Source organism: Nonomuraea sp. N2-4H (assembly GCF_045291505.1).
Lineage (GTDB): Bacteria > Actinomycetota > Actinomycetes > Streptosporangiales > Streptosporangiaceae > Nonomuraea > Nonomuraea fastidiosa.
In genome coordinates this window covers 4,058,679-4,081,610 of record NZ_CP147987.1, presented here as the reverse complement: position 1 = coordinate 4,081,610, position 22,932 = coordinate 4,058,679, and the positions used below count along the sequence as shown (strand labels likewise).

The 22,932-nt window shown below is 72.9% G+C and carries 21 protein-coding genes and 1 pseudogene; 10 read left to right on the top strand and 12 right to left on the bottom strand.

Annotation, left to right across the window (positions count from 1 at the left end):
* Positions 1-8 precede the first annotated feature (8 nt).
* The 6 genes from WBK31_RS18965 to WBK31_RS18940 all read left to right on the top strand — a co-directional run bounded on the left by WBK31_RS18965 (position 9) and on the right by WBK31_RS18940 (position 7,259).
* Positions 9-2,840, top strand: a complete 2,832-nt coding sequence (locus tag WBK31_RS18965) for an NACHT domain-containing protein (protein ID WP_406675327.1) — start codon at positions 9-11, stop codon at positions 2,838-2,840.
* A gap of 78 nt (positions 2,841-2,918) precedes the next feature.
* Positions 2,919-3,278, top strand: coding sequence for a hypothetical protein (locus WBK31_RS18960; RefSeq protein ID WP_364053127.1), 360 nt, complete (start codon positions 2,919-2,921; stop codon positions 3,276-3,278).
* A complete protein-coding gene (locus WBK31_RS18955; RefSeq protein WP_406675326.1) occupies positions 3,209-4,357 on the top strand; it encodes an MMPL family transporter in 1,149 nt (382 codons plus the stop codon). The genes WBK31_RS18960 and WBK31_RS18955 overlap by 70 nt, the downstream gene beginning before the upstream one ends.
* 48 nt (positions 4,358-4,405) lie before the next feature.
* Positions 4,406-5,293, top strand: a complete 888-nt coding sequence (locus WBK31_RS18950) for a hypothetical protein (RefSeq protein ID WP_364053121.1) — start codon at positions 4,406-4,408, stop codon at positions 5,291-5,293.
* A 35-nt stretch (positions 5,294-5,328) separates the two neighbouring features.
* On the top strand, positions 5,329-6,234 hold the full coding sequence (locus WBK31_RS18945; protein ID WP_364053118.1) for a hypothetical protein: 906 nt from the start codon (positions 5,329-5,331) through the stop codon (positions 6,232-6,234).
* A gap of 20 nt (positions 6,235-6,254) precedes the next feature.
* Positions 6,255-7,259: a hypothetical protein gene (locus WBK31_RS18940; RefSeq protein ID WP_406675325.1), complete on the top strand. Its 1,005-nt coding sequence runs from the start codon at positions 6,255-6,257 to the stop codon at positions 7,257-7,259.
* A gap of 47 nt (positions 7,260-7,306) precedes the next feature.
* Here WBK31_RS18940 and WBK31_RS18935 read toward each other — a convergent pair whose 3' ends face one another.
* Positions 7,307-8,464 carry a UDP-N-acetylglucosamine--N-acetylmuramyl-(pentapeptide) pyrophosphoryl-undecaprenol N-acetylglucosamine transferase gene (locus WBK31_RS18935; protein ID WP_406675324.1) on the bottom strand — a complete coding sequence of 386 codons (1,158 nt, stop codon included), beginning with the start codon at positions 8,462-8,464 and terminating at the stop codon, positions 7,307-7,309.
* A 5-nt stretch (positions 8,465-8,469) separates the two neighbouring features.
* The gene (locus WBK31_RS18930; RefSeq protein WP_364053112.1) at positions 8,470-9,285 is read right to left on the bottom strand and encodes a formylglycine-generating enzyme family protein; all 816 of its coding nucleotides are present in this window, start codon (positions 9,283-9,285) and stop codon (positions 8,470-8,472) included.
* 448 nt (positions 9,286-9,733) lie between these two features.
* Here WBK31_RS18930 and WBK31_RS18925 point away from each other — a divergent pair.
* Positions 9,734-10,692 (top strand): annotated as a pseudogene (locus WBK31_RS18925) (Ppx/GppA family phosphatase).
* A 76-nt stretch (positions 10,693-10,768) separates the two neighbouring features.
* Positions 10,769-11,572: a hypothetical protein gene (locus WBK31_RS18920; protein WP_406675323.1), complete on the top strand. Its 804-nt coding sequence runs from the start codon at positions 10,769-10,771 to the stop codon at positions 11,570-11,572.
* A 38-nt stretch (positions 11,573-11,610) separates the two neighbouring features.
* On the opposite strand, the gene WBK31_RS18915 is transcribed toward WBK31_RS18920, so the two are convergent.
* Positions 11,611-12,099 carry an ATP-binding protein gene (locus WBK31_RS18915; RefSeq protein WP_364053103.1) on the bottom strand — a complete coding sequence of 163 codons (489 nt, stop codon included), beginning with the start codon at positions 12,097-12,099 and terminating at the stop codon, positions 11,611-11,613.
* Between the two features lie 36 nt (positions 12,100-12,135).
* Positions 12,136-12,681, bottom strand: a complete 546-nt coding sequence (locus WBK31_RS18910) for a helix-turn-helix domain-containing protein (RefSeq protein WP_364053100.1) — start codon at positions 12,679-12,681, stop codon at positions 12,136-12,138.
* A gap of 126 nt (positions 12,682-12,807) precedes the next feature.
* On the opposite strand from WBK31_RS18910, the gene WBK31_RS18905 reads away from it, so the two are divergent.
* Positions 12,808-13,737, top strand: a complete 930-nt coding sequence (locus tag WBK31_RS18905; RefSeq protein ID WP_364053097.1) for a GNAT family N-acetyltransferase — start codon at positions 12,808-12,810, stop codon at positions 13,735-13,737.
* A 55-nt stretch (positions 13,738-13,792) separates the two neighbouring features.
* On the opposite strand, the gene WBK31_RS18900 is transcribed toward WBK31_RS18905, so the two are convergent.
* The 6 genes from WBK31_RS18900 to WBK31_RS18875 form a co-directional block, all read right to left on the bottom strand.
* Positions 13,793-15,070 carry an AAA family ATPase gene (locus WBK31_RS18900; RefSeq protein WP_364053094.1) on the bottom strand — a complete coding sequence of 426 codons (1,278 nt, stop codon included), beginning with the start codon at positions 15,068-15,070 and terminating at the stop codon, positions 13,793-13,795.
* Positions 15,067-16,494 carry a hypothetical protein gene (locus WBK31_RS18895; protein ID WP_364053091.1) on the bottom strand — a complete coding sequence of 476 codons (1,428 nt, stop codon included), beginning with the start codon at positions 16,492-16,494 and terminating at the stop codon, positions 15,067-15,069. The genes WBK31_RS18900 and WBK31_RS18895 overlap by 4 nt, the downstream gene beginning before the upstream one ends.
* Before the next feature lie 64 nt (positions 16,495-16,558).
* The gene (locus WBK31_RS18890) at positions 16,559-17,689 is read right to left on the bottom strand and encodes a hypothetical protein (protein WP_364053088.1); all 1,131 of its coding nucleotides are present in this window, start codon (positions 17,687-17,689) and stop codon (positions 16,559-16,561) included.
* A complete protein-coding gene (locus tag WBK31_RS18885; RefSeq protein ID WP_364053085.1) occupies positions 17,686-18,480 on the bottom strand; it encodes a hypothetical protein in 795 nt (264 codons plus the stop codon). The genes WBK31_RS18890 and WBK31_RS18885 overlap by 4 nt, the downstream gene beginning before the upstream one ends.
* 93 nt (positions 18,481-18,573) lie before the next feature.
* Complete coding sequence (locus WBK31_RS18880) at positions 18,574-19,260, bottom strand: class I SAM-dependent methyltransferase (RefSeq protein ID WP_364053082.1); 687 nt, start codon at positions 19,258-19,260, stop codon at positions 18,574-18,576.
* A 31-nt stretch (positions 19,261-19,291) separates the two neighbouring features.
* Positions 19,292-19,726 (bottom strand): ATP-binding protein, encoded by a 435-nt coding sequence (locus WBK31_RS18875; protein ID WP_364053079.1) that lies wholly within the window; start codon positions 19,724-19,726, stop codon positions 19,292-19,294.
* Between the two features lie 168 nt (positions 19,727-19,894).
* On the opposite strand from WBK31_RS18875, the gene WBK31_RS18870 reads away from it, so the two are divergent.
* Positions 19,895-21,712 carry a glycoside hydrolase family 15 protein gene (locus tag WBK31_RS18870; protein ID WP_406675322.1) on the top strand — a complete coding sequence of 606 codons (1,818 nt, stop codon included), beginning with the start codon at positions 19,895-19,897 and terminating at the stop codon, positions 21,710-21,712.
* Here the strand turns inward: WBK31_RS18870 and WBK31_RS18865 are convergent.
* A complete protein-coding gene (locus WBK31_RS18865) occupies positions 21,709-22,131 on the bottom strand; it encodes a hypothetical protein (RefSeq protein WP_364053073.1) in 423 nt (140 codons plus the stop codon). The two genes, WBK31_RS18870 and WBK31_RS18865, sit on opposite strands and share 4 nt — an antisense overlap.
* Positions 22,128-22,742 (bottom strand): PadR family transcriptional regulator, encoded by a 615-nt coding sequence (locus WBK31_RS18860; protein ID WP_364053070.1) that lies wholly within the window; start codon positions 22,740-22,742, stop codon positions 22,128-22,130. Before WBK31_RS18860 ends, WBK31_RS18865 begins: the two co-directional genes overlap by 4 nt.
* Between the last annotated feature and the right edge of the window lie 190 nt (positions 22,743-22,932).

Genomic DNA, 22,932 nt, shown 5'->3' with positions numbered 1-22,932 from the left:
AGAAGGCCATGATCGAAACCCCGAGCTACGCCGACGCCCTGAGGATCCTCGGATGCAAGGACACCAGGCTCGTCAAGGTCATCGGGCTGGCCTCGGCGGCCGAGCGCACCGGCTGGGCGCTGTCCGGCGGGCCGCAGCTCTCCGGCGGCCTGCGCGACCTGCGCGATGCGATCGTCGCCTACGGCGAGGACGTCGTACGCCGCCTGCCCGAGCTGCGGGCCGGGGTGGACCGGCACACCCGCACCCGCCGCCTGGCCGCCGCGCACGCCGCCGTCGTCGTGTCCGCCTACTTCGAGGCGCTCGGCGAGGCCAAGCTGCCGTTCACGCTCGACCGGCTCGACCGGGGCGAGCAGATCTCCCGGGTGGTGCCGGCGGCGGAGCGCTTCACCCGGCTGGTCGCCGAGCTGCTGCTGGAACGCCTGCCCACGCCCGAGCCGCACGTGCCGTACGCCGACACCCGCGCCGCCGTGGAACGTGCCTACCTGCGCATGTCGGAGTGCCTGGCCGCGTACGTGAGCGGCCTGTCCTTATGGGACGAGCTGCCCGTGGACGACCAGCTCCAGCTCCCGCGCCTGCTCGCCGACGGGCCGCCCGCGCACGCGCTGCGCATCTACGACGAGGACTACCGGTCGCTGGCGCTCGACAGCCACGAGTTCGGGGTGCGCAGCCTCGTCACCGAACCGCCGCCGCCCGCCACCGCCCTGTCGCGGGTGGCCTGGCTGCTCGCCGAGCTGGCACCGCCCCGCGCCGGCGACCGCCCCGTGATCCACCGCGTCAGGATGGCCGCCAACGCGCTCGACCAGCCGCTGCTCGTAGTCGGCAAGCTGCCGGAGGACGTCTACCTGCCGCTGCTCGGCGAGGGCTACCTGAGCCCCCGCTGCCGGGTCGCCGAGCTGACCCAGGAGTCCACGCCCGCGCTGCGCGGCTGGTGGGAGGGCCAGCGGATGCTGGCCGACACCGAGGCGTTCCTCGTCGGCCACCTCACCTCGCTGCGCGCCACCCAGGTGCCGCTGCTCGTGCTCGGCGAGCCCGGCTCAGGCAAGACCAAGCTCACCGAGGTGCTGGCCGCCCGGCTGGCCCGCTCGGAGTTCCTGCCGATCCGGGTGGAACTGGGCAGCGTGCGGGCGCGGGCGAGCGTCACCGAGCAGATCGAGCAGGCCGTGGCCGAGGCGCTGGGGGAGGAGGTGGCCTACGCCGACCTCGTCGCCGCCGCCGACGGCGCCATGCCGGTCATCCTGCTCGACGGCATGGACGAACTGGTCGCGGGCGCCGCCGCCCGCTACGACTACCTGGAGCGGGTACGCGAGTTCCAGGCCAGGGAGGCCGAGGCCGGGCGGCCGGTCGCGGTCATCGTGACCAGCAGGACGGTGGTGGCCGACCGCGTCCGCTTCCCCGACGGGCTGATCGCGCTGGAGCTGCGGCCGTTCGACGACGACCAGGTACGCCAGTGGCTCGACGTCTGGGACCAGGCCAACCGCGCCCTGCTGGCCAGGCGCGACCTCACCCCGCTGCCGCCCGAGGCGGCGCTCGCCCACGGCGAGATGGCCAGGCAGCCGCTGCTCCTGCTGCTGCTCGCGCTCTACGACGCCGGCGGCAACGCGCTCCAGCGCGACCACGGGCCGCTCGGCCGCGCCCGCCTGTACGAGGTGCTGCTGCGCGACTACACCGAGCGCGAGACAGGAGGCGCGCACCGCGTCCTCATCGACCAGGAGCTGGTGCTGCTCGGCGCGGTCGCGCTGTCCATGCTGGCGCGCGGCAGCCAGGTCATCACCGACGAGCAGCTCGAACGCGACGTGCCCGCCCTGTGCCGCGGCGGCGAGGACGAGCCGGACGACGACGTCGAGCCGGGCGGCTGGGCCCGCAAGGCCACCGAGCGGTTCTTCTTCGTCCGCCGCCGCGGCCACGCGTTCCTGCACGCCACCTTCGGCGAGTTCCTCGTCGCCTGGATCACCATGTACGCGCTGCGCGACCTCGACCGGCGCCGCCGCCTGGCCGGCGACGAGCCGCTCGCCCTCGTGCAGGCCGTGGACGACGACCTGCTGTACGCCGTCACCTCGCACTCCTGCCTGGCCGAGCGCACCCCCACCATCGGCTTCATCCTGGAGCTGCTGGCCGAGGTGCCGTCCGCGGTCCGCGCCCGCTGTGTGGACCTGCTCACCGGGCTGCTGCGCCGCGCCCTGCACGAGCGGACCCGCCGCCACTTCACCAAGTTCCGTCCGGTCCGGCTCACGATGACCCGCCGCCTGGCCGCGTACTCGGCGAACCTCGCCCTGCTCATCGTCTGCGCATCCGAGCAGCCCGTCGCGGTCTCGGCCCTGCTGGGCGGCCCCGACCACCTCGAACGCTGGTCCACGCTCACCCACCTGTGGAAGGGGGAGCTCGGCCAGGAGGGCTGGACTGGCCTCGTCACCACTCTGGCCGCCCGCCGCGTCGTCGTGGACGGCCGCGAGGACGTCATGCTCGGAGGCGGCGCCGACTCCGCCGGCATGGGCGACGTCATCACCGCGATCGCCACCGGCCACGACTCCCGGCACCGGCGCCTGCTCGACCTGCTGCTGCGCGCGCTGGGCGCGGGGGAGGCGCTGCCGTTCGGCCAGCGGGTGGCGCTCATCGAGGAGCTGCTGCGCACCGCCGGCGTCCGCTCGCCCGCGCTCTACCGCGCCCTGGGCGCGCTGTGGTACGAGGAGGGCGCCGACCGCACCGTCCTGCGGCCCCTGCTGCGCACCCTGCTCGACGACCCCGCCGACCGGATGGCGACCTGGGAGCAACTGGTCAAGGCCGGCATCCCGGAGAGCGCCCTGTGGGAGATCCAGCAGGCCGCCCTCCTGCAGGGCGAGTGACCGTACCCCTTGCGCGGTAGCGCGAGTACCGCCACGGCGGTATCGCGCGGGGCGGAGACGCCGCACTACGGTGCGGGTATGCGGACGACCGCTCTCGTGCTCGTCATGGCGGTGAGCGTGCACGCCTCCACCGTCATGGCGTACGCCAACCAGCCGCACGCCCGGCCGCTCGACCTGCTCGGCCACGTCCTGCTCGCCGCCTCCGCGCTCGGCCTGGCGCCGCTGCCCAGGCGTCCTGACCTGGCGCTGGCCGTGTGCGCGGGAGCGGCGGCGGTGATCTTCGCCCGCGGCTACGCGATCGCCCTGTGGCCGGTGCCCGCGCTCATCGCGCTGTTCGCCACCATCGCCGCCGGGCGCAGAACCGCCGGGTGGGCGGGGGCGGCGTGCTCATGGTGCTGCTCGCCTCGCTCACCCTGCTGCCCGCCCTGCTGGCGCTGATCGGCACCGGCATCGACAGGTTCTCCCTGCCGCGCAGGAGCGGGGGAGTGCCGCTGTCGTACCGGTGGAGCAAGGTCGTGCAGCGCCGCCCCTGGACGGCGGGAGCCGTGGCGCTGGTCGCGCTCATCACGCTGGCCCTGCCCGCCACGCACCTGCGCGTCGGCTGGTCCGACGCGCAGAACCGGCCGGTCACCGACACCACGCGCCGGGCGCACGACCTGCTCGCCAAGGGCTTCGGCCCCGGCATGGCGGGGCCGCTCATCCTGGCCGCGCCCGCCACACCAGAAGGCGGGGCCGAGCTGCGCACGGCCGTCCGGCAGGCGGCCGGCACACCCGGCGTCGCCCGCACCCTCCCGGCGGGGGAGAGCGCCGCGCTCGTGATCCCCGAGACCGGCCCCCAGGACGAGCGCACCGAGGACCTCATCCACCGGCTCCGCGCCGAGCTGCCCGAGCAGGTGCTGGTGACGGGCTCGACCGCGGCCGCCGCCGACTACGCCCGCCACACCGCCGACCGGCTGCCCTGGGTGGTGTGCGCCGTGCTGCTCGCCGCCTTCGCGCTGCTCGTGCCCGTGTTCAGGAGCGTGGTCCTGCCGCTGAAGGCCATCGTGGTCGACCTGCTGTCCATCGGCGCCGCCTACGGGGTGGTGGTGGCGGTGTTCCAGCTGGACGTGCTCGGCCAGGGCACCGCGGGACCCATCGACGCGTGGGTGCCGATGATGCTGTTCACGATCATGTTCGGGCTGTCCATGGACTACGAGGTGTTCTTGCTGTCGAGGATCAGGGAGGAGTACCTGAAGGACCGCGACAACACCCGCGCGGTCGCGGACGGGCTCGCCAGGACCGCCGGGGTCATCACCTCCGTGGCCACGATCATGTTCTGCGTGTTCGCCGCGTTCGGCGCGTTCGACGATCGCGCGCTGCGCATCATGGGCGTGGGACTGGCCGTCGCGGTGCTGGTGGACGCCACAGTGGTGCGGCTGGTGCTCGTGCCCGCTGCGATGGAGGTGCTCGGTGACCGCAACTGGTGGTTCCCCGGACTGACCTTTCGGAGGCTGACACCTGGGCAGAAATCTACGTAATATCCCAATATCACGAGCGTTGGGGGCGCCAGGGTGCCAGGGCAGAACGTGGGTGTGGTAGTGGATCCGGCCGTCCGGCTGGAGGACGCGACGACGTTGCGCGCCAACGCCCCGCTGCTGTCCAGGATCAAAGCCGGATGGGTGCCGCCCGCCGAGGTGGTCCCGGCCCGCCGCCGCAGCCCGTCGAGCGCGCTGCTCCTGGCCGCCACGCCGGTGGTCATCGCGCTCATGGCGGTGCTGCTGGCCTCCCGGTACGCCGCCGCCGGCTTCGTGCTGCTCGGCACGTACGTCTTCATCGTCCTCATCAAGATCGCCTCCATGAGCGAGGTCCCCGAGGACGACCGCCCGCACGAGCGCGCCGTCTACGAGAAGGCCCGCCTGTACGAGGGCCGCTACCTGCTCCCCGAGGACTTCGACGAGGAGGCCGCGGCCGTCCTGGCCAGGGCGCAGCGCGCGATCGGCACCGTGCTGCGCTCCCACGTCAACGCCGAGGGCCTGCTGGACGGCGCGCGCAACGGCGTGATGCTGCCCGCCCAAGAGTGGGAGATCGCCCGGCTGCTCGCCAAGCTGTCGGCGCTGCGGATGGAGCACCGCGAGCTGCTGGCCAGGGGCATCGCCCCCGAGGTCGCGCAGGTCATCGAGCCGCTCGAACGCGCCCTGGCCGGCAGCGAGGCAGCCGTGGTGGCCCGGGTTGAGGCGCTGGAACGTTACGCCGGCCACGTCGCCGAGGCCGAACGCGCGTACCACGCCCGCAGCCAGATCGAGGAGCTGCGCGCCCGGCTGCCGCGCTACGAGGAGCTGCTCGCCGAGTCGGGCGCCGACAAGCTGTCCGTACCCGAGATCGACCGGCTGGCGCAGGACGCCGACGCGCTGGAACGCACCTTACGCCGCAGTGTGAAGTCCGCCCACGAGGCGTTCCGCCACCTGGAGAGCTGACGACCGGACAGGAACACGCGCGGAGGATCGAGGACGTGCCCGGACGATACGCGAAGGTCATCGTCGATCCGTCCGTGCCGGACGAGGTCGCCGCGGTGCTCCGCGACAACCGCAAGCTCCTGCTCAGGATGCGGGCCGGGTGGGTGCCGCCCTCCATGGGCCGCCTGCCGCTGGCGGGCGCCGCACGGGCCGCCGCCGCGGTGACCGCGCTGATGGCGGCCGTCTACGGGCTCGTGCTGTTCAACGCCGAGCGCTACACCCCGTTCGTGGTGATCATGACGGCGTCGGCGCTGCTCATGGTCGCCGTCCTGCTCAAGCCGCGGCCCGACGCCCAGACGCGGCGGCGCATGGCCCTGGAACGCGAGGTCTACGAGATCGCCCGCGCCCACGAGGGCCGCTACGTGCTGCGCGACCGCCTCGACGAGCAGGCCAGGGCGCTGCTCACCCGCGCCCAGACGGCCATCGACCAGGTCATGTCGTCCAGCGTGCACGCCGAAGGGCTGCTGGACGGCGCGCGCAACGGCGTGATGCTGCCCGCCCAGGAGTGGGAGATCGCCCGGCTGGTGGCCAAGCTGTCGGAGCTGCGCGCCGAGCACCAGGCGATCATCGCCGAGGGCGTCACCCCCGAGGTCGAGGCGGTGGCCGAGCCGCTGGCCCGCGCGCTCGACAGCAGCGAGAAGGCGGTGCTCGCCCGCGTGGAGGCGCTGGAACGCTACGCCGGTCACGTCGCCGACGCCGAACGCGCCTACCGCGCCCGCAGCCAGATCGAGCGGCTCGGGGCCAGGCTGCACCGCTACGAGGAGCTGCTGGCCGAGACCGGCGCGGACGGCGCCGAGATCCCCGAACTGAAGCGGCTCTCCGACGACGCCGACCGCCTGGAGCAGGCGCTGCGCGACAGCGTCAGCTCCGCGCACGAGGCTTTCCGCCACCTCGGCGACTGACTTCGCTTAGGATCCGGGCTGTGGCGGACATGGTGATCGATCCGGAAATACCGCCCGACGACGCCCGGCTGCTCAGCGACGGCCGCCGTGTCCTGCTGAAGATGCGCGCCGGCTGGGTGCCCCGGCCCAGGGCGAGCAGCTCCGGCAGGCGCGTGCGCAGGGCAGTGGCCGCCAGTGCCGCTGTCTTCCTGTGCGTGCTGCTCGGCTTCGGCGCGCTGCGCATCGGCGTCAGCCTCCTGCTGCTCCTCGTGCTCGGCCTTCCCTTGCTGATGGTGGTGTTCACCCGCGACGACCTGTTCGAGGACGAGGTGACCGAGTACGAGCGCGGGCTCTACGAGCGGCTGCGCTGGTACGAGGGCCGCTACGTGCTCCCCGACGACCTCGACGAGTCGGCCGCCCGCCTGCTGGAACGCGCCCAGCGCGCCATCGCCTCCGTGACCGGCTCCCGCGTCAACGCCGAGGGCCTGCTCGACGACGTGCGCAACGGCGTGATGCTGCCCGCCCAGGAGTGGGAGATCGCCCGGCTGCTCGCCAAGCTGTCCGCGCTGCGCACCAAGCACAGGGAGACCGTGTCCAAGGGGCTCACCCCCGAGGTGGAGGCCGTGGCCGAGCCGCTGGCCCGCGCGCTCGACGACAGCGAGGCGGCGGTGCTGGCCAGGGTCGAGGCGCTGGAGCGCTACGCCGCCAACGTCGGCGAGGCCGAGCGCGCGTACCTGGCGCACCAGCAGATCGAGGAGCTGCGCGGGCGGATGCACCAGTACGAGGAGCTGGTCGCCGAGACGGCGCCGGCGGGCTCGCCGTACCGGAGATCGAGCGCCTGGCCCAGGACGCGGACCGGCTGGAACAGGCGCTCAGGCGGAGCATCAGCTCCGCCCGCGAGGCGTTCCGCTCCCTGGACCCGGGAACCGCCGAGCCGGACCCCGGATCCCCTAGCCGGCCCCGGATCTCGTGAGTCGGACCCTGGATCTCGTGAGTCGGACCCTGGATCTCGTGAGTCGGACCCTGGATCCTCCGAGGCGCCCTGACGGCGGCGGGCCGGAGATGCCCCGACCGTCCGCCAGGAGAGCGGGACCTACCGGCCGCCGGTGTAGACCTGCGGCATGCCGTAGCTCGCGGTCTCCAGCAGCAGGTCGCACAGCGCCTCGGCCGCGTCGAGCCGGCCCAGCTTGGCCGCCGCCTGCCCCATCGTGTGCCGCAGCTCAGGATCGGCGAGCAGCGGCATCAGCTCGGCCAGCAGCATCTCGCCCGTGGGATGCGGCTCCAGCAGCGCCCGCGCCGCCCCCGCCGAGGCCAGGTAGGAGGCGTTCTTGCGCTGCTCGTCGCCGCCGGTCGGGATGAGCGGGATCAGCACCGACGGCTTGCCGATGGCGGTCAGCTCCGACACCGTGCCCGCGCCGCTGCGCGAGATCACCACGTCGGCGGCGGCGAACAGGTCGGCCAGCTCGCTGCCGACGTACGGGACCGGGTGGTAGCGCTCGGCCAGGTCGGGCGGCAGCTCCACGGCCCGCATCTGGTCGATCCACGCCGGGCCGCACTGATGCACGATCTGCGCGTGCGGCAGCAGCCGCGGCAGGATCTCCATGATCAGCGTGTTGATCTGCTTGCTGCCCTGGGCGCCGCCCGTCACGTAGATCAGCGGCACCTCGAACGTCAGCCCGAACAGGTCGTACGCCGCCGCCCGGTTGCCCTGCAGCAGCTCCGGCCTGATCGGGTTGCCGGTCACCACGGCCTTCTTGCGGGCCTTGGCGGGCAGGTAGTCGAGCGACGACTCGTGCGACAGCGCGATCCGCGTCGCCAGCCTGGCCAGGATGCGGTTGGCCAGCCCCACCACGGTCGTCTGCTCGTGCATCACCAGCGGCCTGCGGATCAGCTTGGCCGCCACGCCGATCGGCACCGCCACGTAACCCCCCGTCGACAGCACCACGTCGGGGAGGTACCGGGCGGCGTGCCCCACCGCCTGCAGCACCCCGATCGGGATGCGGAACATGTCGGCGATGTTGGTGCCCAGCTCCTTGAGGTTGGGCAGGCGGCGCAGCTTGCCCGTGGTGATCGCCTTGAACGGAATGCCGTGCTCGGCCGTGATGCGGGCCTCCAGGCCGTTGGCGGTGCCCACCCAGAGCACGTCGTGCGGCACCTGACGTCGCTGGACGGCCGACAGGGTCGTCAGGGCCGGGTAGGTGTGACCACCGGTGCCGCCGCCGGTGATCAGCAGTCGCAGGGTTCGTGACATGACGCTCAGACTATGGCCGCGCAGCGGAAGCCGGTGTGCCCGGTCGACGAGTCGGGCGTGTTCGACGTGCGCGCCGCCACGCGGTAACGGTTGCAGTAGGAATCGTGACACATGTACGAGCCGCCCCTGATCACCTTCGCCGTGCCGTCCGCCGGGCCGAGCGGGTTCTCCGCGTACGGCTCCCACTCGGTGCCCCACCAGTCGGCCGTCCACTCCCACACGTTGCCGGCGACGTTGTAGAGGCCGTAGCCGTTCGGCTGGAACGACTTGACCGGCATCGTCCCCTTGCTCGGCGCGGTGGGGAAGGGGCCCTGCCAGATGTTGCAGCGCTGCCGGCCGTTCGGCGCCAGCTCGTCGCCCCACGGGTAGCGCTTGCGCTCCAGGCCGCCCCTGGCCGCCATCTCCCACTCGGCCTCGGTGGGCAGCCGCTTGCCCGCCCATTCGGCGTACGCGGCGGCGTCGTTCCACGACACGTGCACGACCGGGTGATTCTGCCGGTCGCCGATCGACGAGCCGGGCCCCTCGGGCGAGCGCCACGTGGCGCCCTCGACGCCGACCCACCAGGGCGCGCCCGGCACGGTCGCGTCCATCACCCCGGCCCTGGCGAACTGGTAGAACACGAACGACCAGCCGATGCGCTCGGCCTCCGTCACGTAACCGGTCTCCTTGACGAACGTGGCGAACTGCGCGTTCGTCACGCATGCCGCGTCGATGAGGAACGGGTCCAGGCGCACCTCGCGCACCGGCCCCTCGCCGTCCTCCGGCCTGCCGTCCGGGTCGTCGCCGCCCATGAGGAACGTCCCGCCGGGGATGCGCACCATCCCGCGCGTCGTCGCCTTGCGCTTACGCGCCGGCGTGGGCGCGGCGAGCCGGACGGCCTCGTGTGACGGCCCGGCGGCCTCCTGAGACGGCCCGGCGGCGCTCTCCCTGCTCGGGCCACAACAAGCGGTCAAAGGTCCCCCAAACGTGTCATGCCACCAAGGAAGGGTAGTGCCTGGAGCGTGCCCACGATCACGCGGCGGGGCGAGACGGCGGTGGGCGCCGCGGTCGGTCCGGGAGATCCCCGCCCCGGGAGTGTGCCCCCAGGGTGCAGCGGGGGCTCCAGCCGGTCGCATCGCGAGAGCAACGTTCCGGGAGGCTCCGCACCCGGTCACATCGCGAGAGCAACGTTCCGGGAAGCTCCGCACCCGGTCGCATCGCGAAGGTGGCGTTTCGGGAGGCTCAGCCCGATCACCTTGCGAAAGCCGCAGAACGGTAGCGTGTTCTCCCATGCGACTCGGCGTGCTGGACATCGGCTCGAACACCGTCCATTTACTGGTCGTCGACGCCCACCGCGGCGCGCGCCCCATGCCTGCCTTCTCCCACAAGGCCGAGCTGCGCCTGACCGAATACCTCGACCAGGACCAGAACCTCGGCAAGGAGGGCGTCGAGCGGCTCGGCGACTTCGTCGAGGAGGCCGTCCGCATCGCCGAGGACAAGGGCGTAGAGCACCTGCTCGCCTTCGCCACCTCCGCCGTACGCGAGGCCGCCAACGGCGAGGAGGTGCTCGCGCGGATCGACCGGCGCTGCGGCGTGCACATCGCGGTGCTGTCCGGGCGTGACGAGGCGCGGCTGACGTTCCTCGCCGTGCGGCGGTGGTTCGGCTGGTCGTCGGGGCGGCTACTGGCCTTCGACATCGGGGGCGGCTCGCTGGAGATCGCCGCGGGCGTGGACGAGGAGCCCGACGTCGCCGTGTCGCTGCCGCTCGGGGCCGGACGGCTGACCCGCGACTGGTTCACCGCCGACCCGCCGGCCCCGAGGAGGTGCGCGGCCTGCGCAAGCACGTACGCGCCGAGATCGCCCGCACGGTCGGCGACGTCATGCGGTACGGCCGTCCCGACCGCGCGGTCGCCACCTCCAAGACCTTCAAGCAGCTCGCCAGGATCGCCGGCGCGGCGCCCTCCAGCGAAGGCCCGTACGTCGCCCGCTCCCTGTCCCGCCAGGACATGGCCGACTGGGCGGCCAAGCTCACCACCATGGAGTCGGCCGCGCGCGCCCGGCTGCCGGGGGTGTCGCCGGGGAGGGCCGCGCAGCTCGCCGCCGGGGCGCTGGTGGCGGACGCGGCGATGGACATTTTCGAGGTGGAACGGCTCGACGTGTGCCCGTGGGCGCTGCGCGAAGGCGTCATCCTGCGGCGGCTCGACCTCATGCCCGGACGGCTCGACCAGCTCGACGCCGGGGCGAAGTAACCTTGATCTATCCCAAATTCCTGGAATAAACCGCTGGTAGGCGGGCATTGTCCGGCGAATGATGACCGTGCTCGGCTTGATCGGGACCCTGATGGTCGTCCTGGTCCTCATCGTCTCGGCGGTACTGCTCATCGCGGTGGCCTCGATGCTCACCTTCCTCGGCCTGGCCGCCACGATGATCCGCTGGCGAAAAGCCATGACCCGCCTCCTCCGGCTCCTCCGCCTCCCCACCGGCCAGCGCTCCACCCAGAACCCCCGCACGACATCACCCCGCCCGGCAGCGGCCAGGGCCGGCTCGGCGGCGGAAGCCGGCCCGGCGTCCCGCCCGGCCGCGAGCCCGGACCTCGCGGAGCGGAAACCGCACGCGCGGCCCGCCGCGGGGCAAGCGGGCGTCGGACGGGAGTCTCGCGCCGGGCAGGCGGGCTCGGGCGTGGGACGGGAGTCTCGCGCCGGGCAGGCGGGCTCGGGCGTGGGACGGGAGTCTCGTGCCGGGCAGGCGGGTTCGGACATGGGACGGGAGTCTCGTGCCGGGCAGGCGGGCTCGGGCGTGGGACGGGAGCCGCACGTCGGGCGAGCAGGCCCAGGCGTGAGACCGGAGCCCCGCAGCGGGGAGACGGGCGGGCTGGAGCTGAAGCAGGCGAACGGCCGGGCCGGCGACAGCCTGGGCCGCGCGAACAGCCGGGCCGGTGACCACGCGCACCGCGTGGCGGGCCGGAGCGACGACCGGCTGGAACGTGCCGGACGCCACGCCGACGATCAAGAACCGGGCGCGCAGGACCGTCGTGACGACCGTCCGGCGGGCGAGCAAGCACCGGAGAGCGCAGTGAGCGGGCGTCCCGAGAGCAGCAGCGTGGGGGAGCGGATACCCCAAGGGCGGTGAGCGGTCGGCCAGGGGGAGGGGGCCGCCAGGGGGAGGGGTCAGGTGGCCATGAGGTGGCGGCCGGCGGCGCCGGGGGCGTAGCGCAGGCGCTTTTCCAGGCAGACGACCGCGCCGTGCTCGCGGCGGTTGGTGAAGCGGACGTCGTCGGCGAGCGCGCGCATGATCTGCATCCCGCGCCCCTGCTCGGCGCCCGGCTCGGGTTCGAGCAGGCTGCGCGGGTCGAAGCCGCCGCCGGTGTCGATGACCTTGATGACGCACAGGTGGTCGTGGACGGACGCGCTGACCGTGTAATCGTCGCTGGGCCCCGCGTGCTTGATGACGTTGGAGCACGCCTCGGTGAGCATGAGCTCGATGTCGTCGCGCACCTGCGGCTCGACGCCGAGCGACCGCAGCGTGCCGTCGAGCAGCTGCCTGATCAGCGGCACGCTAGCCGCATCCCTGGGCAGTCGGAGCGCTATCGTAGCCTCCACCACGTCTCCTCCCCTTTGGATGCGTGACGGGTCACTGCCCCGAAAATGCCGCCCCATTCGTCCGTATAGGGGGCATCGCGCCGGAAATCGCGGTCAGGCGTCCAGGAGCCGGAGCGCCACCTCGACCGTCGCCTTCTGGATCTCCTCCTCCGGCAGCTCGTCCTCTTTCAGCAGCCACTTGCCCGCGTGCAGGGCGAAGAGCGCCAGCGAATAGCTGACGCGCTCGGTGGGCGTGGCGCCGGACTCGCTGAGCTCGGAGATCAGCTCCATCATCCGTTCGCGGATCTTGATGAGCGTGGGGTGGTCGCGCAGCGCGGTCTGGTTGCGCTCCAGGAACCGGGCGATGCCGTGGTGGCGGGAGTCGCGGAGGTCGGCGGCGTAACGTTCGACGAGCTCGCGGCGCGTCTCCGGCGTCTTCGGCCGGCTGCGCACCCACTCCAGCAGTTTCTCCAGCTCGATCAGCCGCTTCTCGACCAAGCTGGCCACGATGTCGTCCTTGGTCTTGAAATGGTAGTAAAGTGCGGCCTTCGTCACCCCGAGCTCCTCGGCGATCTCCCGCAGCGAGGTCGCTTCGTATCCCTGCTCCGTGAAGCGCCGGAGGGCGACTTCCTGGATGCGGGTTCGGGTGTCTTCGCGCACTTCACACCTTTTCGACTTGTCGGCCGGTAAGTATGCGCCTTCATTCTACGGCGCATGCCCCCCGCCCCCGCCGCCGGTACGGAAAAGGAGAGGCGGTTTCGCCGGGGTTTGGGGACAATCCGGAGCATGTACACCATCAGGCGGCCCACGGCGGACGACGCCCCCGCCATCTTCGAGCTTGTCTCGGCGCGCAACACAGAGGTCATCGGCGAGCCGGACACCACGCTCGCCGACATCGTGGACGACCTGAACGAGCCCGGCTTCCACCCCGCCAGGGACGGCTGGAACGCCTACGCCCCCGACGGACGGCTCGACGGGCACGCCTGGGTCTACCGCAACGGCGACAGCGACCTGGTGGACGTGGACGTCATCGTCCGCCCCGGCGTCCAGGACCTGGCGGACGAGCTGTGGCGGCTGGTGCTCGACCGCGCCGCCGAGCTCGGGGCCGCGTGCGGGCACGAGAGCGTCACCCTGCACTCCGGCGTCTACCGCGCCGACCGCGAGAAGCAGGAGACGCTCGGCAGGTTCGGCTTCGAGCCCGGCACCTGCTTCCACCGCATGCGCATCGACCACGACGGCCCGGTCGAGGCCCCGGAGGTGCCCGGCGGCGTCACCCTGCACACGGGGGAGAGCGAGGAGGTGCGGCGCCAGGCCCACCAGGTGCACCAGGTGGCGTTCGCGGAGCACTTCGGCTTCGTCGCGGTCCCGTACGAGGAGTGGTACCAGCGCCGCCAGGCCATGTCCGCGACCGACTGGGCGCAGCTGACGCTGGCCAGGGTGAACGGCGACCCGGCGGCGGTGGTCGTCGGCAACGACCAGTTCGTGGCCGACGAGCAGTGCGGCTACGTCGCCACGCTGGCCGTGCTGCCCGAATACCGGGGCCGGGGGCTCGGCCGGTTCCTGCTGCGGCACGCGTTCGCCGCCGACGCCGCCCGCGGGCGCAAGGGGACGCTCCTGCACGTCGACTCCAACAACACCACGCCGGCCCTGGACCTGTACGAGTCGGCGGGCATGCGCCCGGTCCTCATCGTCGACGTCTGGCGCCGCCGCCTATGACCGGCCTCTCCGACCCGGCGCCGCCACCATGCCGCCTGCGATGGACGTCCCGGCCTCACACGCGGTGCTCGGCCAGGTGCTCGAGCACCGCCTGGTTGGCCTCCCAGCCGTCGGGGAACTTCACCGGCACCCCGAGCTGCACCGGCTCGGCCGACGGGTGCGCGTCCAGCAGCTCGGCGATGCCCGCCCTGGCGACCACCACGCAGGCGTGCCGGTGCCGGGACGTCAGCACGCACAGCCGCCCCGACTCCAGGTGGAACGCCGTGGCGTCGCGGCGGCCCGACAGCGGGTGCAGCACGATCGTGACGTCGTACTCGCGGCCCTGTAGCCGGTTGGCGGTGTCGACGGTGATCTCGGGCGGCAGGCCCGCGGCGCGGATGGCGGCCACCTGGTCCCGGTGCGCCGCGCCGACCGCGATCCTGTCGGCCGTCACGGGCCGTTCGCCCTGCTCCGAGCCCGCCACCGCGCCGCGCTGCAGCAGCCGCTCGGCCAGCATCGCCACCGCCTGCACGGCCTCGCCGTCGGTGCGCACGGTGTGGCGGTTGGGCAGCTCCAGCAGCGCCCACCCGGACCTGGCGGCCTCCTCGAGCGCCCGGTCGTGCACGGTGCCCATGCCGCCGGTGGACAGCTCGAGCCACCGCTCGCCCTCCGAGGTGCCCGAGCGGAACCCGGTGAACGGATAGAACGCCTGCGACACCACCGGCGCCGCCGACGCGGGCAGCCGCCACGACACCGGCAGCCGGTGCACGGGCAGGTCGGGATTGTGCCGCAGCAGCACCGCGACCGCGCTCTGCAGCGGGTCCCACGACAGGCCGGACCAGCGGTCGCCGTCCACGATCGAGAACGGGTCGAGCTGCCCGGGATCGCCCACGAACAGCGCCCGCTCGAACAGCCCCGCGATGCGCAGCAGCTTGTCCGAGCGCATCTGGTACGCCTCGTCCACGATCGCCCACGGCCACACCCGGTCGCCGATCCACGCCCACTTGTCGGCGGTGGCGATGACGATGTCGGGGTCGCCGAGGTCCTGGATGCGGGTGCCGACGCGGACGCCGGGCAGCTCCAGCATGCGCAGCGGCGGCACGTACCCGCTCGCCGACAGCCGCCCCACGGTCAGGTGCGGATGCTTGTCGCAGATCCTGGCCACCAGGTCGTCGACCTGCTCGTTGGTCTGGGCGACGATCATCAGCGGCTCGCCGGTCGCGGCGATGTGCGCGGCGGCGCGTACGACGAGGGTCGACTTGCCCGCGCCGGGCGGCGAGTCGACCACCACGCCGCGGTGCCTGGGCAGGTCGGCCAGGACGTTCCTGATGACCTGCTCGGGGCTGTCGGTCACGACCAGTCCTCCAGAGCGTCCTCGTCGTCGGGCACGTACTCCTGCGGCGGGCCGCCGTGCGTCCACGGCGTGGCCTCGGCCTCGGGCAGGGCGGGCGAGCCCTGGAAGTCGTCGGTGAGCGAGGTGTAGCAGACCCGCTCGCCGACCTCGGGCACCGCTCCGGGCGCGGGCGTCTTGCCCCGGCCCATGCCCTTGGTGATCTTCAGGGTGACCAGGCCCTCGGCCGCCTCCACCAGCTCGGCGCCCTGGCCGCGGCGCTGCGGGGTGCCGAGCGAGGTGCCGGGCGCCAGGCGTACCGGATCGTCCGTCTTGATCACCACGAGCGGCCGGAGCTTGCGCGAACGGCCCTCGCCCTCGGTGTTGTCCGGCACCGTCTCGACGACCTCGCCGGCGAACGCCTCACCGGTCAGGCGGTACTCGGCCATGACCAGCGGGTCGTCGTAGGCGCGCTGCACCTCGTAGGCGGCCTGCGCGCGCTCCATGCGGGCCAGCCGGGCCGCGGCGGCCACCGCGCCGTCGCGGCGGGGCTGCGGCGGCGCGCCCTCGGCGATGCTCTCCGCCATGCCGCTGAACGAGCCGCGGTCCTGCTCCCACCGCTGCGCCACGCTCGCGCCCTCGGGCAGCCCGGCCAGCAGGTCGATCGCCTGCCACATCAGCCGCCAGGTGGGTTCGAGCTGGGTGCGCAGCGCCTCGGTGATGCGCTCGGGCGACCCGCTCTCCATCGCCGGGGCGAGCACCTCGGCGTCGAACCCCGGATCGGTGGCGGGCCCCGCGGGCGGCCAGATCAGCGGGTCCTCGGCCTCGTCGCTGGGCCCGGTGGTGATCCAGCCGATGAGCGAGGCCAGGTTGGCGTCCTCCAGCGCGCTCTGCCCGCTGGCCCAGTGGCGGCCCAGCTCCTGCGTCGCGGCCAGCATCAGCGACGACCCCGGGTACGCGGCCCGCTCCCCGAGATAGGTCAGCCACCGCCCGAGCAGCGGCACCGACTCCGGCACCGGGTAGGGCCCGTCGGGGCGGCGGAACCGGGTCGAGCGGCCGAGCAGCCGGGTGAACGCCACGCCGCCCAGATTCGGCACGATGAGCTGCGGGGCGTCCAGCGCACGCTCGTAGGGGTCGGCGTTCCTGCGCTCGACCGTCTCGGTGTCGTGCAGGAAGCCTTCGATGTACGGCAGCAGCACGTCGGCCACCTGCGCCGCCCACGCGAAGCGCAGGTCGCGGTTGCGCGGCTGGGTCACCACGAGCAGGTGCGGCCGGTCGCGGTCGGTGCCGAGCATCGCGGCAAGCGGCGCGGCGGCCTCGCCCGACAGCTTCAGCGGGATGAACACCATGGGCCGCTCGGACAGGTGGCAGTGCCTGACGGTCGCGACGGGCTGGGCGATGCCCTCGTCGAGGGCGCGCAGCCGGGCGAGCGAGGTCAGCAGGCTCATGCCTGGCCCTCCCCCTGGGGCGCCGGGCGCAGCGGCGGGGCCGGCGGCGGGATCGGTCGCGGGTTCATGCGAGGCACTCTCTTCGCAGGCGTTCGGCGTTGCGGAGCAGGCGGGCGATCTCCTCCTGCCCCTCGGCCGGGTCGAGCGTGCCGTCGGCCAGGCCGAGCGCCTCGGAGACCGAGGCGACCCCGCCCAGCTCGTCGCGCACCTGGCGGCCGAGCAGGTCGGACGCGCCCTCCTGGCGGGCCTCGTCGCGGCAGAAGAAGCACAGGTCGCAGGTGGACAGGCAGTCGGGCGCGTAGCGGGCGGTCGTCCTGCGCAGCGCGTCGGCCAGCTCGGCCACCGGCCTGGTGGGCCGGCCGTCCTCGTCGGGACGCAGGTCGAAGCTGAGGTCGTCGGGCAGGTCGGCGAGCAGCCGGTCGAGCGTGGTCATCCTGGTGAGCTGGCGGCGCAGCACCGCGAGCTGCTTGCGTACGTCGACCAGCGACGCGACCGGACGGTTGGCGAAGTTCTCCGGGCAGACCAGCACCACGTCGTGGGAGACCTTGAGCGGGTCGTGGCCCAGCTCCTCCAGCAGCGTGCGCAGCGCCAGCACGTAGACCGCGGCCTGCCGGGCGGCCGCCGCGACCGCCGACGGGTCGGCCTGACCGTCGATCACCGCGAACGACTTGATCTCCACGATGTGGAAGCGCCCGCCGAGCTGGAAGGCCACCACGTCGGGCTCCAGGTAGGCGGTGTGCCCGGCGATCTCCAGCGTGAGCAGCGGATGGTCGTACAGCGTGCCCGCGTCGTGCTCGTCGCGGGCCGCCCGGTCGATCAGCGCCCTGGTGTGGGCGTGGCGCAGGTGGGCGCCGACGTTCTCCACGTCGTGGTAGGCGACCTCCGCGATGGGCAGCCCGAGCAGCTCGCGCAGCATCCGCAGCAGCTCCGCGCACCCGTCGGCCTTCACCTGCGCCTCGAACATGTTGCCGCGCGTGATCGCGAACGGCGACTGCCCGAACGGGGCGGGGAAGCCGAGGTGGCGGGCGGCGGCGTCCTTGTCGATGCCGGCGCCGTCGAGCAGGGCCCGGCGGGCACAGCCGGGGTTGGCGGCCAGGGCCGCGATGGCGCGGGCGTCGTGCGGCCGCGGCGGCGTGGTGCCCCGCAGCGCCTCCAGGCGGTGCACGTGGTCGCCCTCGCGCTTCAAGCCGCTCACTTGGCGTTCTCCTTCTTGATCGTGCTCAGCGTAGCGGCGCCGAACAGCCGGGCGGCGTCACCGAGCTGCGCGGCGGCGCGTTCGGCCAGCTCAGCGCGGTCCCGCGTGTCGCGATCGACGTGGACGCGCAGCTCGGCCTGGGCCGCGCGGGTCACCCGCTCGGGGTCGGGCGGGCCCAGCGTGCCGTCCGTGGCGCCGGGGATGTTCCTGGCCATGCGCAGCAATAAGCGGCTCGCCCGCTCATCCAGCGGCTCACGCCCCTCCCGCTCCCGCGCCGCGTGCTCGCGGGCCACCGCGATGGCGCAGGTCAGGAAGTCGACGCGGGGGCTGAGCGGGCCGACCACGCGCCGCTCCAGCGGCCAGGTGCTCAGCGTGAGCAGGCCGCGGGCGGGGGAGAGGCGGTCGGTGAGCGCCGCGCACAGGTAGTACGGCCGGCCGTACGGCGAGGACCGGAACGAGCGCTCCTCGTCCCTGCGCAGGCTGGTGAGCTGGCCGCTGCGGATGGTGCCGCCGAAGAACGCGTCGCTGACGGCCACGATCAGCCGGGGCTGGGCGGGCGCGCCGAGCAGCCGCAGCCCCTGGTGCACCTGCTCGCGCACGGTGACCAGGCGCGGCGGCTCCTCCTTGACCGGCTCGGTGCCGCACACCAGGGCGTCCCAGGCGCGCTCGGCGCTGCGCAGCTCGGCGCGCAGCACGCGCGCGGTGGCGCCGTCCCTGGCGCGCATCGCCTTGCGCACGGCCGCACGCAGCTCGTCGATCCGCCGTTCGAGATCGTCCAGCCGGTCACTCATGGCGCGACTTTACCAACAGTCCCAGCATTTTCCAGTAAATCGGGGAAGATCGGCGCCATGCTGAGATCTACACTGTAAAGGCGCCCGCCCGGGTCAGGCCGGCCTGGCGACCGCCCACGTGTGGTCCTCGGTGAGGAACCGGTCCAGGCGCAGCCCGGCCGCCGCGAGCTGCGCGGCGAGCTCGTCGTCGGTCAGCCGCAGCGACTCGAAGGACTGCGTCCAGACCTTCCTGGTGCCGTCCTTGACGTAGCCGTACTCCATCGTCACCGCCGCCACGCCGGGCCGGACCGGCTCGTACGACGCCATCTTGATCGTGATGTCGCCCTCCGAGCGGCTCCTGCCCACCTGCCAGCGGTCCTGCGACGTGGCCGGCATCCATTGGATGAGCACCGACCCGCCCGGCTTGACGTGCCGGACGCAGGCGTCGAGCAGCTCGCGCCGCTCGGCGTCGTCGGGGGTGTTGACGAGCTGCGAGGCCAGCATGACGGTGTCGAAGCGCTCGTCCAGGTGCAGGTCCTGGATGCGGGACAGGACGGTACGCGCGCCCCGCACGTACGCCAGCATGTCCGGCGACTCGTCCACGGCGACCACCGTGAAGCCGCGCTCGATGAGCGGATGTGTCACCCGCCCGACGCCGCAGCCCAGCTCCAGCACCGTGCCGCCGTGCGGGGTCACCTCGGCGACATGGTCGGGTTCCGAGCCGGCGCCGACGAGGGTGTAGAACTCGACAGGGGATCCGTCAGGGGTGATGGGGCCGGGGCCCGTGCCTGTTTGACGCATGCTCCGAACGTAACCCGGGACCCCGCGAAGATCAGCCCCCTATGCGCTGCCGCCGGGAGCCGTCGCCGGCCGGACGCTCCGGGGCGTGGCAGACCCACATGCTGAGCAGTGAGCCCGCGCCGGTCTGCTCCACCGTCACCGCGTCGCACAGATGCCGGATCACCCACAGTCCGTAGCCGCGCGAGGCGGTCCGGTCGAGCGCGGCGGCGGCGAGGTGGCCGCCGGTGAGCAGCCCGGCGACGTCCAGCACCTGCACCATGACCCCGTCGGCGAGGCCGCGCGCGGTCAGCACGCCGGAGGCGCCGCCGTGGTCGAGCACGTTGGTGACGGCCTCATTGGTCGCCAGCACGAGGTCGTCAAGGCGCCGCTCGGGAAGGCCGCAGCAGCGGCCGTGCAGGCGGACCAGGTCCCTGATCAGGCCGAGGTCGGCCGTGATGGGACAGCGCAGTTCGAACTCGGATGCCATCGTCCTTCGTGCCCGCCGAGGGCCGGGAGGATCGGCGGGCGTCCGGCACCTGACCGAGCAGAAGATCGCCAAACCCCGCCGGCGCGCTGACGAAGATCTCGGGGCCTTTGACGCGGCTCTGACACGGCACAGAACCCGACAAAACGGGCGTCGGCGTACGTTGGTGACATGCAGGCACCCGGTGGTGACTCCCGATACCTGCCGATCGGCGAGCACGGGCTGATCGGCGACCTGTGCACGGTCGCGCTCGTCGGCACCGACGGCACGATCGACTGGTACTGCTGCCCGCGATTCGACGCCCCCAGCGTCTTCGCCGCCCTGCTCGACGCCGGCAAGGGCGGCTCCTTCGAGCTGCACGCCGACGTGCCCGCCACGACCAAGCAGTTCTACTTCCCCGACACCAACGTGCTGATCACCCGGTTCTTCGCCGACGACGGGGTGGGCGAGATCCAGGACTTCATGCCCATCGCCACCGACCCCAGCGAGGCAGACCGGCACCGGCTGATCCGCCGTGTCTCCTGCGTACGCGGCCGCATCCCGTTCCGCGCCCGCGTGGCGCCCCGCTTCGACTACGCCAGGCAGCCCCACGTCGTCACCCGCGAGGCGGGCACCGTCACCTTCGCCTCGCCGGCGCTGGCGCTCGCGCTGACCTCCAGCGTGCCGCTGCAGACCGACGAGCGCGACGCCTGGACGACCTTCGAGCTGAACGAGGGCGAGCACGCCGTATTCGCGCTCGACAACATGGCGCCCGGCATCGCGCCGCGCGGCTGCCCGACCGAGGAGGCGGAGGCGGAGTTCACCGCCACCGTGCGCTTCTGGCGGCGCTGGCTGTCGGCCTCCCGCTACCGGGGCCGCTGGCGCGAGGTCGTGCACCGCTCGGCGCTGACGCTCAAGCTGCTCACGTACGCGCCGACCGGCGGCATCGTCGCCGCGCCCACCACCAGCCTGCCGGAGCGCATCGGCGGCGGCCGCAACTGGGACTACCGCTACGTCTGGATCCGCGACGCCGCGTTCTGCGTCTACGCGCTGCTCAGGCTCGGCTTCACCGAGGAGGCCGACGCGTTCATGAGCTTCCTGTCCGACCACGTCTCGCTCGGCCGCGGCGGCCGCGACGGCCCCTTGCAGATCATGTACGGCATCGACGGCCGCTGCGACCTGCCCGAGCAGGAGCTGCACCACCTGGAGGGCCACCGCGGCTCGGCCCCCGTGCGCATCGGCAACGCCGCCGCCGACCAGCTCCAGCTCGACATCTACGGGGCGCTCATCGACTCCGTCTACCTCTACAACAAGTGGGGCGCGCCGATCTCCAGCGACCGCTGGGAGGAGGTGTGCACGCTGGTCGACTGGGTCTGCGACAACTGGAACCAGCCGGACGAGGGCATCTGGGAGACCCGCGGCGGGCGCAAGAACTTCGTCTACTCGCGGCTGATGTGCTGGGTGGCGATCGAGCGCGCGATGCGCATGGCCACCCAGCGCGGCCTGCCCGCCGACATGCCCCGCTGGCGGCACGCCCGCGACAACATCTACCGCGACATCATGCGGCACGGCTGGCGGCCCGATCTCGGCGCGTTCGTGCAGCACTTCGACGAGGACGTGCTGGACGCCTCGATCCTGATGATGCCGCTGGCCAAGTTCGTCTCGCCGACCGATCCCAAGTGGCTGTCCACGCTCGACGCGCTCGGCGCGGGGCTGGTCTCCGACTCGCTGGTCTACCGCTACGACCCCGAGGTCAGCCCGGACGGGCTGGAGGGGCCCGAGGGCACCTTCTCGATCTGCTCCTTCTGGTACGTCGAGGCGCTGGCCCGTGCGGGCCGCCTGGACGAGGCGAGGCTGGCGTTCGAGAAGATGCTCACCTACGCCAACCACCTCGGGCTCTTCGCCGAGGAGATCGGGCACAACGGCGAGCAGCTCGGCAACTTCCCGCAGGCCATCACGCATCTCGCGCTCATCAGCGCGGCCTTCAACCTCGACCACGCGCTCGGCTAGGGGGCGGCCTCGACCGGCCGGGTGGCACACCCCAGCCTTCCGGCGACGGCCGCCAGCCTGGCCTCGAACGCCCGGCGCGTCTCCGCCGCGAACCCGGCGAACATGCGGTTGGCCAGCGGCACCGCCCAGCGCGCCGTCCGCGCCACGTTGAAGACGCGGTGGACGAGCAGCGCGCCCTGCGGGTGCGGCTCGACGCTCCACTCGCCCCGGTACCACCAGCCGCCCTGGAACGCGATCGTGCGCCCGGAGATCTCGACGGTGGAGGTGTGTCCTGGGGCGTCCTCGACGGTGAACCGGCCGGAGCGCCGCCCGTCGGGCAGCAGCTCGCCGGCCAGCGCGTCCCAGACCGCGGCGACCGGCGCCTCCAGGATCGCGGCCGCCTCGGCGAGCGCCGGCGCACCCCGGCGGCCGCGTTTCATGACTCGCTCTCCTGCTCGTCGAGCACCTCGGCGAGCAGGCCCTGGTTGACGGTGCCCGACCAGGTGAGCTCGCCCGACTCCAGGCGGGCGATGAGCCCCCTGATCCAGCCGAGCTCGGCCTCGCTGAGCGTGCGCTCGTAGTCGAGCTCCACCGTCAGCACCTCCGGCAGCCCGGAGGTGCGCAGCGCCTCGAGGTGGGCGTTGAGCCCGGCCAGCTCGCCCTCCAGGGAGGCCGCCCTGGTGCGCAGCGACTGCAGCGCGTCGGGCACCGGCAGCACCCCCATGAGGGAGACGGCGGCGGTGAACGTGCGGCGCTCGCCCTGCGGGCTCTCCAGGAGGGCGCGCAGCCGGGTGGCCAGCTCGCGGCGGCCCTCGTCGGTGATCTCGTAGATGGTGCGTTCGGGACGGCGGCCCTGCCTGCTCGTCTCGACGGGGACGATCAGCTCCTGGCCGGCCAGCTTCTCGACCGCGTGGTAGAGACTTCTGGGCAGGCCGGTCACGTAGTCCTTGTGCGTGTCGACGATGAAGCGGTGCAGCTCGTAGGGGTGGGCCGGGCGTACCGACAGCATGGCGAGCACGGTCAGGCCGACCAGGTCGGGACGTCGCGCCATCGTTCCCCTCCGCTTCTCGTGCGCTTCGCACTTTAGCCCAGCCGACCCCTCATAGTGCAACTCGCCATATTAGGGAGAGCATCGGCGGGTGAATGTGAACAGGCGTCGGTTCCTGCTTGATCGACGGCGCATTCGAGCGCATTCTCAACACGAAAGCCCGATCATCTCCACGCCCAGCCGACCGCCCGCC

Bases quoted from the DNA above. Each gene is read 5' to 3' on its own strand.
- WBK31_RS18875 (WP_364053079.1), bottom strand. From the start codon at position 19,726: ATGGCATCCGAGTTCGAACTGCGCTGTCCCATCACGGCCGACCTCGGC.
- WBK31_RS18885 (WP_364053085.1), bottom strand. From the start codon at position 18,480: ATGAGTGACCGGCTGGACGATCTCGAACGGCGGATCGACGAGCTGCGT.
- WBK31_RS18870 (WP_406675322.1), top strand. From the start codon at position 19,895: ATGCAGGCACCCGGTGGTGACTCCCGATACCTGCCGATCGGCGAGCAC.
- WBK31_RS18960 (WP_364053127.1), top strand. From the start codon at position 2,919: ATGCGGACGACCGCTCTCGTGCTCGTCATGGCGGTGAGCGTGCACGCC.
- WBK31_RS18965 (WP_406675327.1), top strand. From the start codon at position 9: ATGATCGAAACCCCGAGCTACGCCGACGCCCTGAGGATCCTCGGATGC.
- WBK31_RS18895 (WP_364053091.1), bottom strand. From the start codon at position 16,494: ATGAGCCTGCTGACCTCGCTCGCCCGGCTGCGCGCCCTCGACGAGGGC.
- WBK31_RS18880 (WP_364053082.1), bottom strand. From the start codon at position 19,260: ATGCGTCAAACAGGCACGGGCCCCGGCCCCATCACCCCTGACGGATCC.
- WBK31_RS18905 (WP_364053097.1), top strand. From the start codon at position 12,808: ATGTACACCATCAGGCGGCCCACGGCGGACGACGCCCCCGCCATCTTC.
- WBK31_RS18865 (WP_364053073.1), bottom strand. From the start codon at position 22,131: ATGAAACGCGGCCGCCGGGGTGCGCCGGCGCTCGCCGAGGCGGCCGCG.
- WBK31_RS18860 (WP_364053070.1), bottom strand. From the start codon at position 22,742: ATGGCGCGACGTCCCGACCTGGTCGGCCTGACCGTGCTCGCCATGCTG.
- WBK31_RS18930 (WP_364053112.1), bottom strand. From the start codon at position 9,285: ATGGTGCGCATCCCCGGCGGGACGTTCCTCATGGGCGGCGACGACCCG.
- WBK31_RS18915 (WP_364053103.1), bottom strand. From the start codon at position 12,099: ATGGGGCGGCATTTTCGGGGCAGTGACCCGTCACGCATCCAAAGGGGA.
- WBK31_RS18935 (WP_406675324.1), bottom strand. From the start codon at position 8,464: ATGTCACGAACCCTGCGACTGCTGATCACCGGCGGCGGCACCGGTGGT.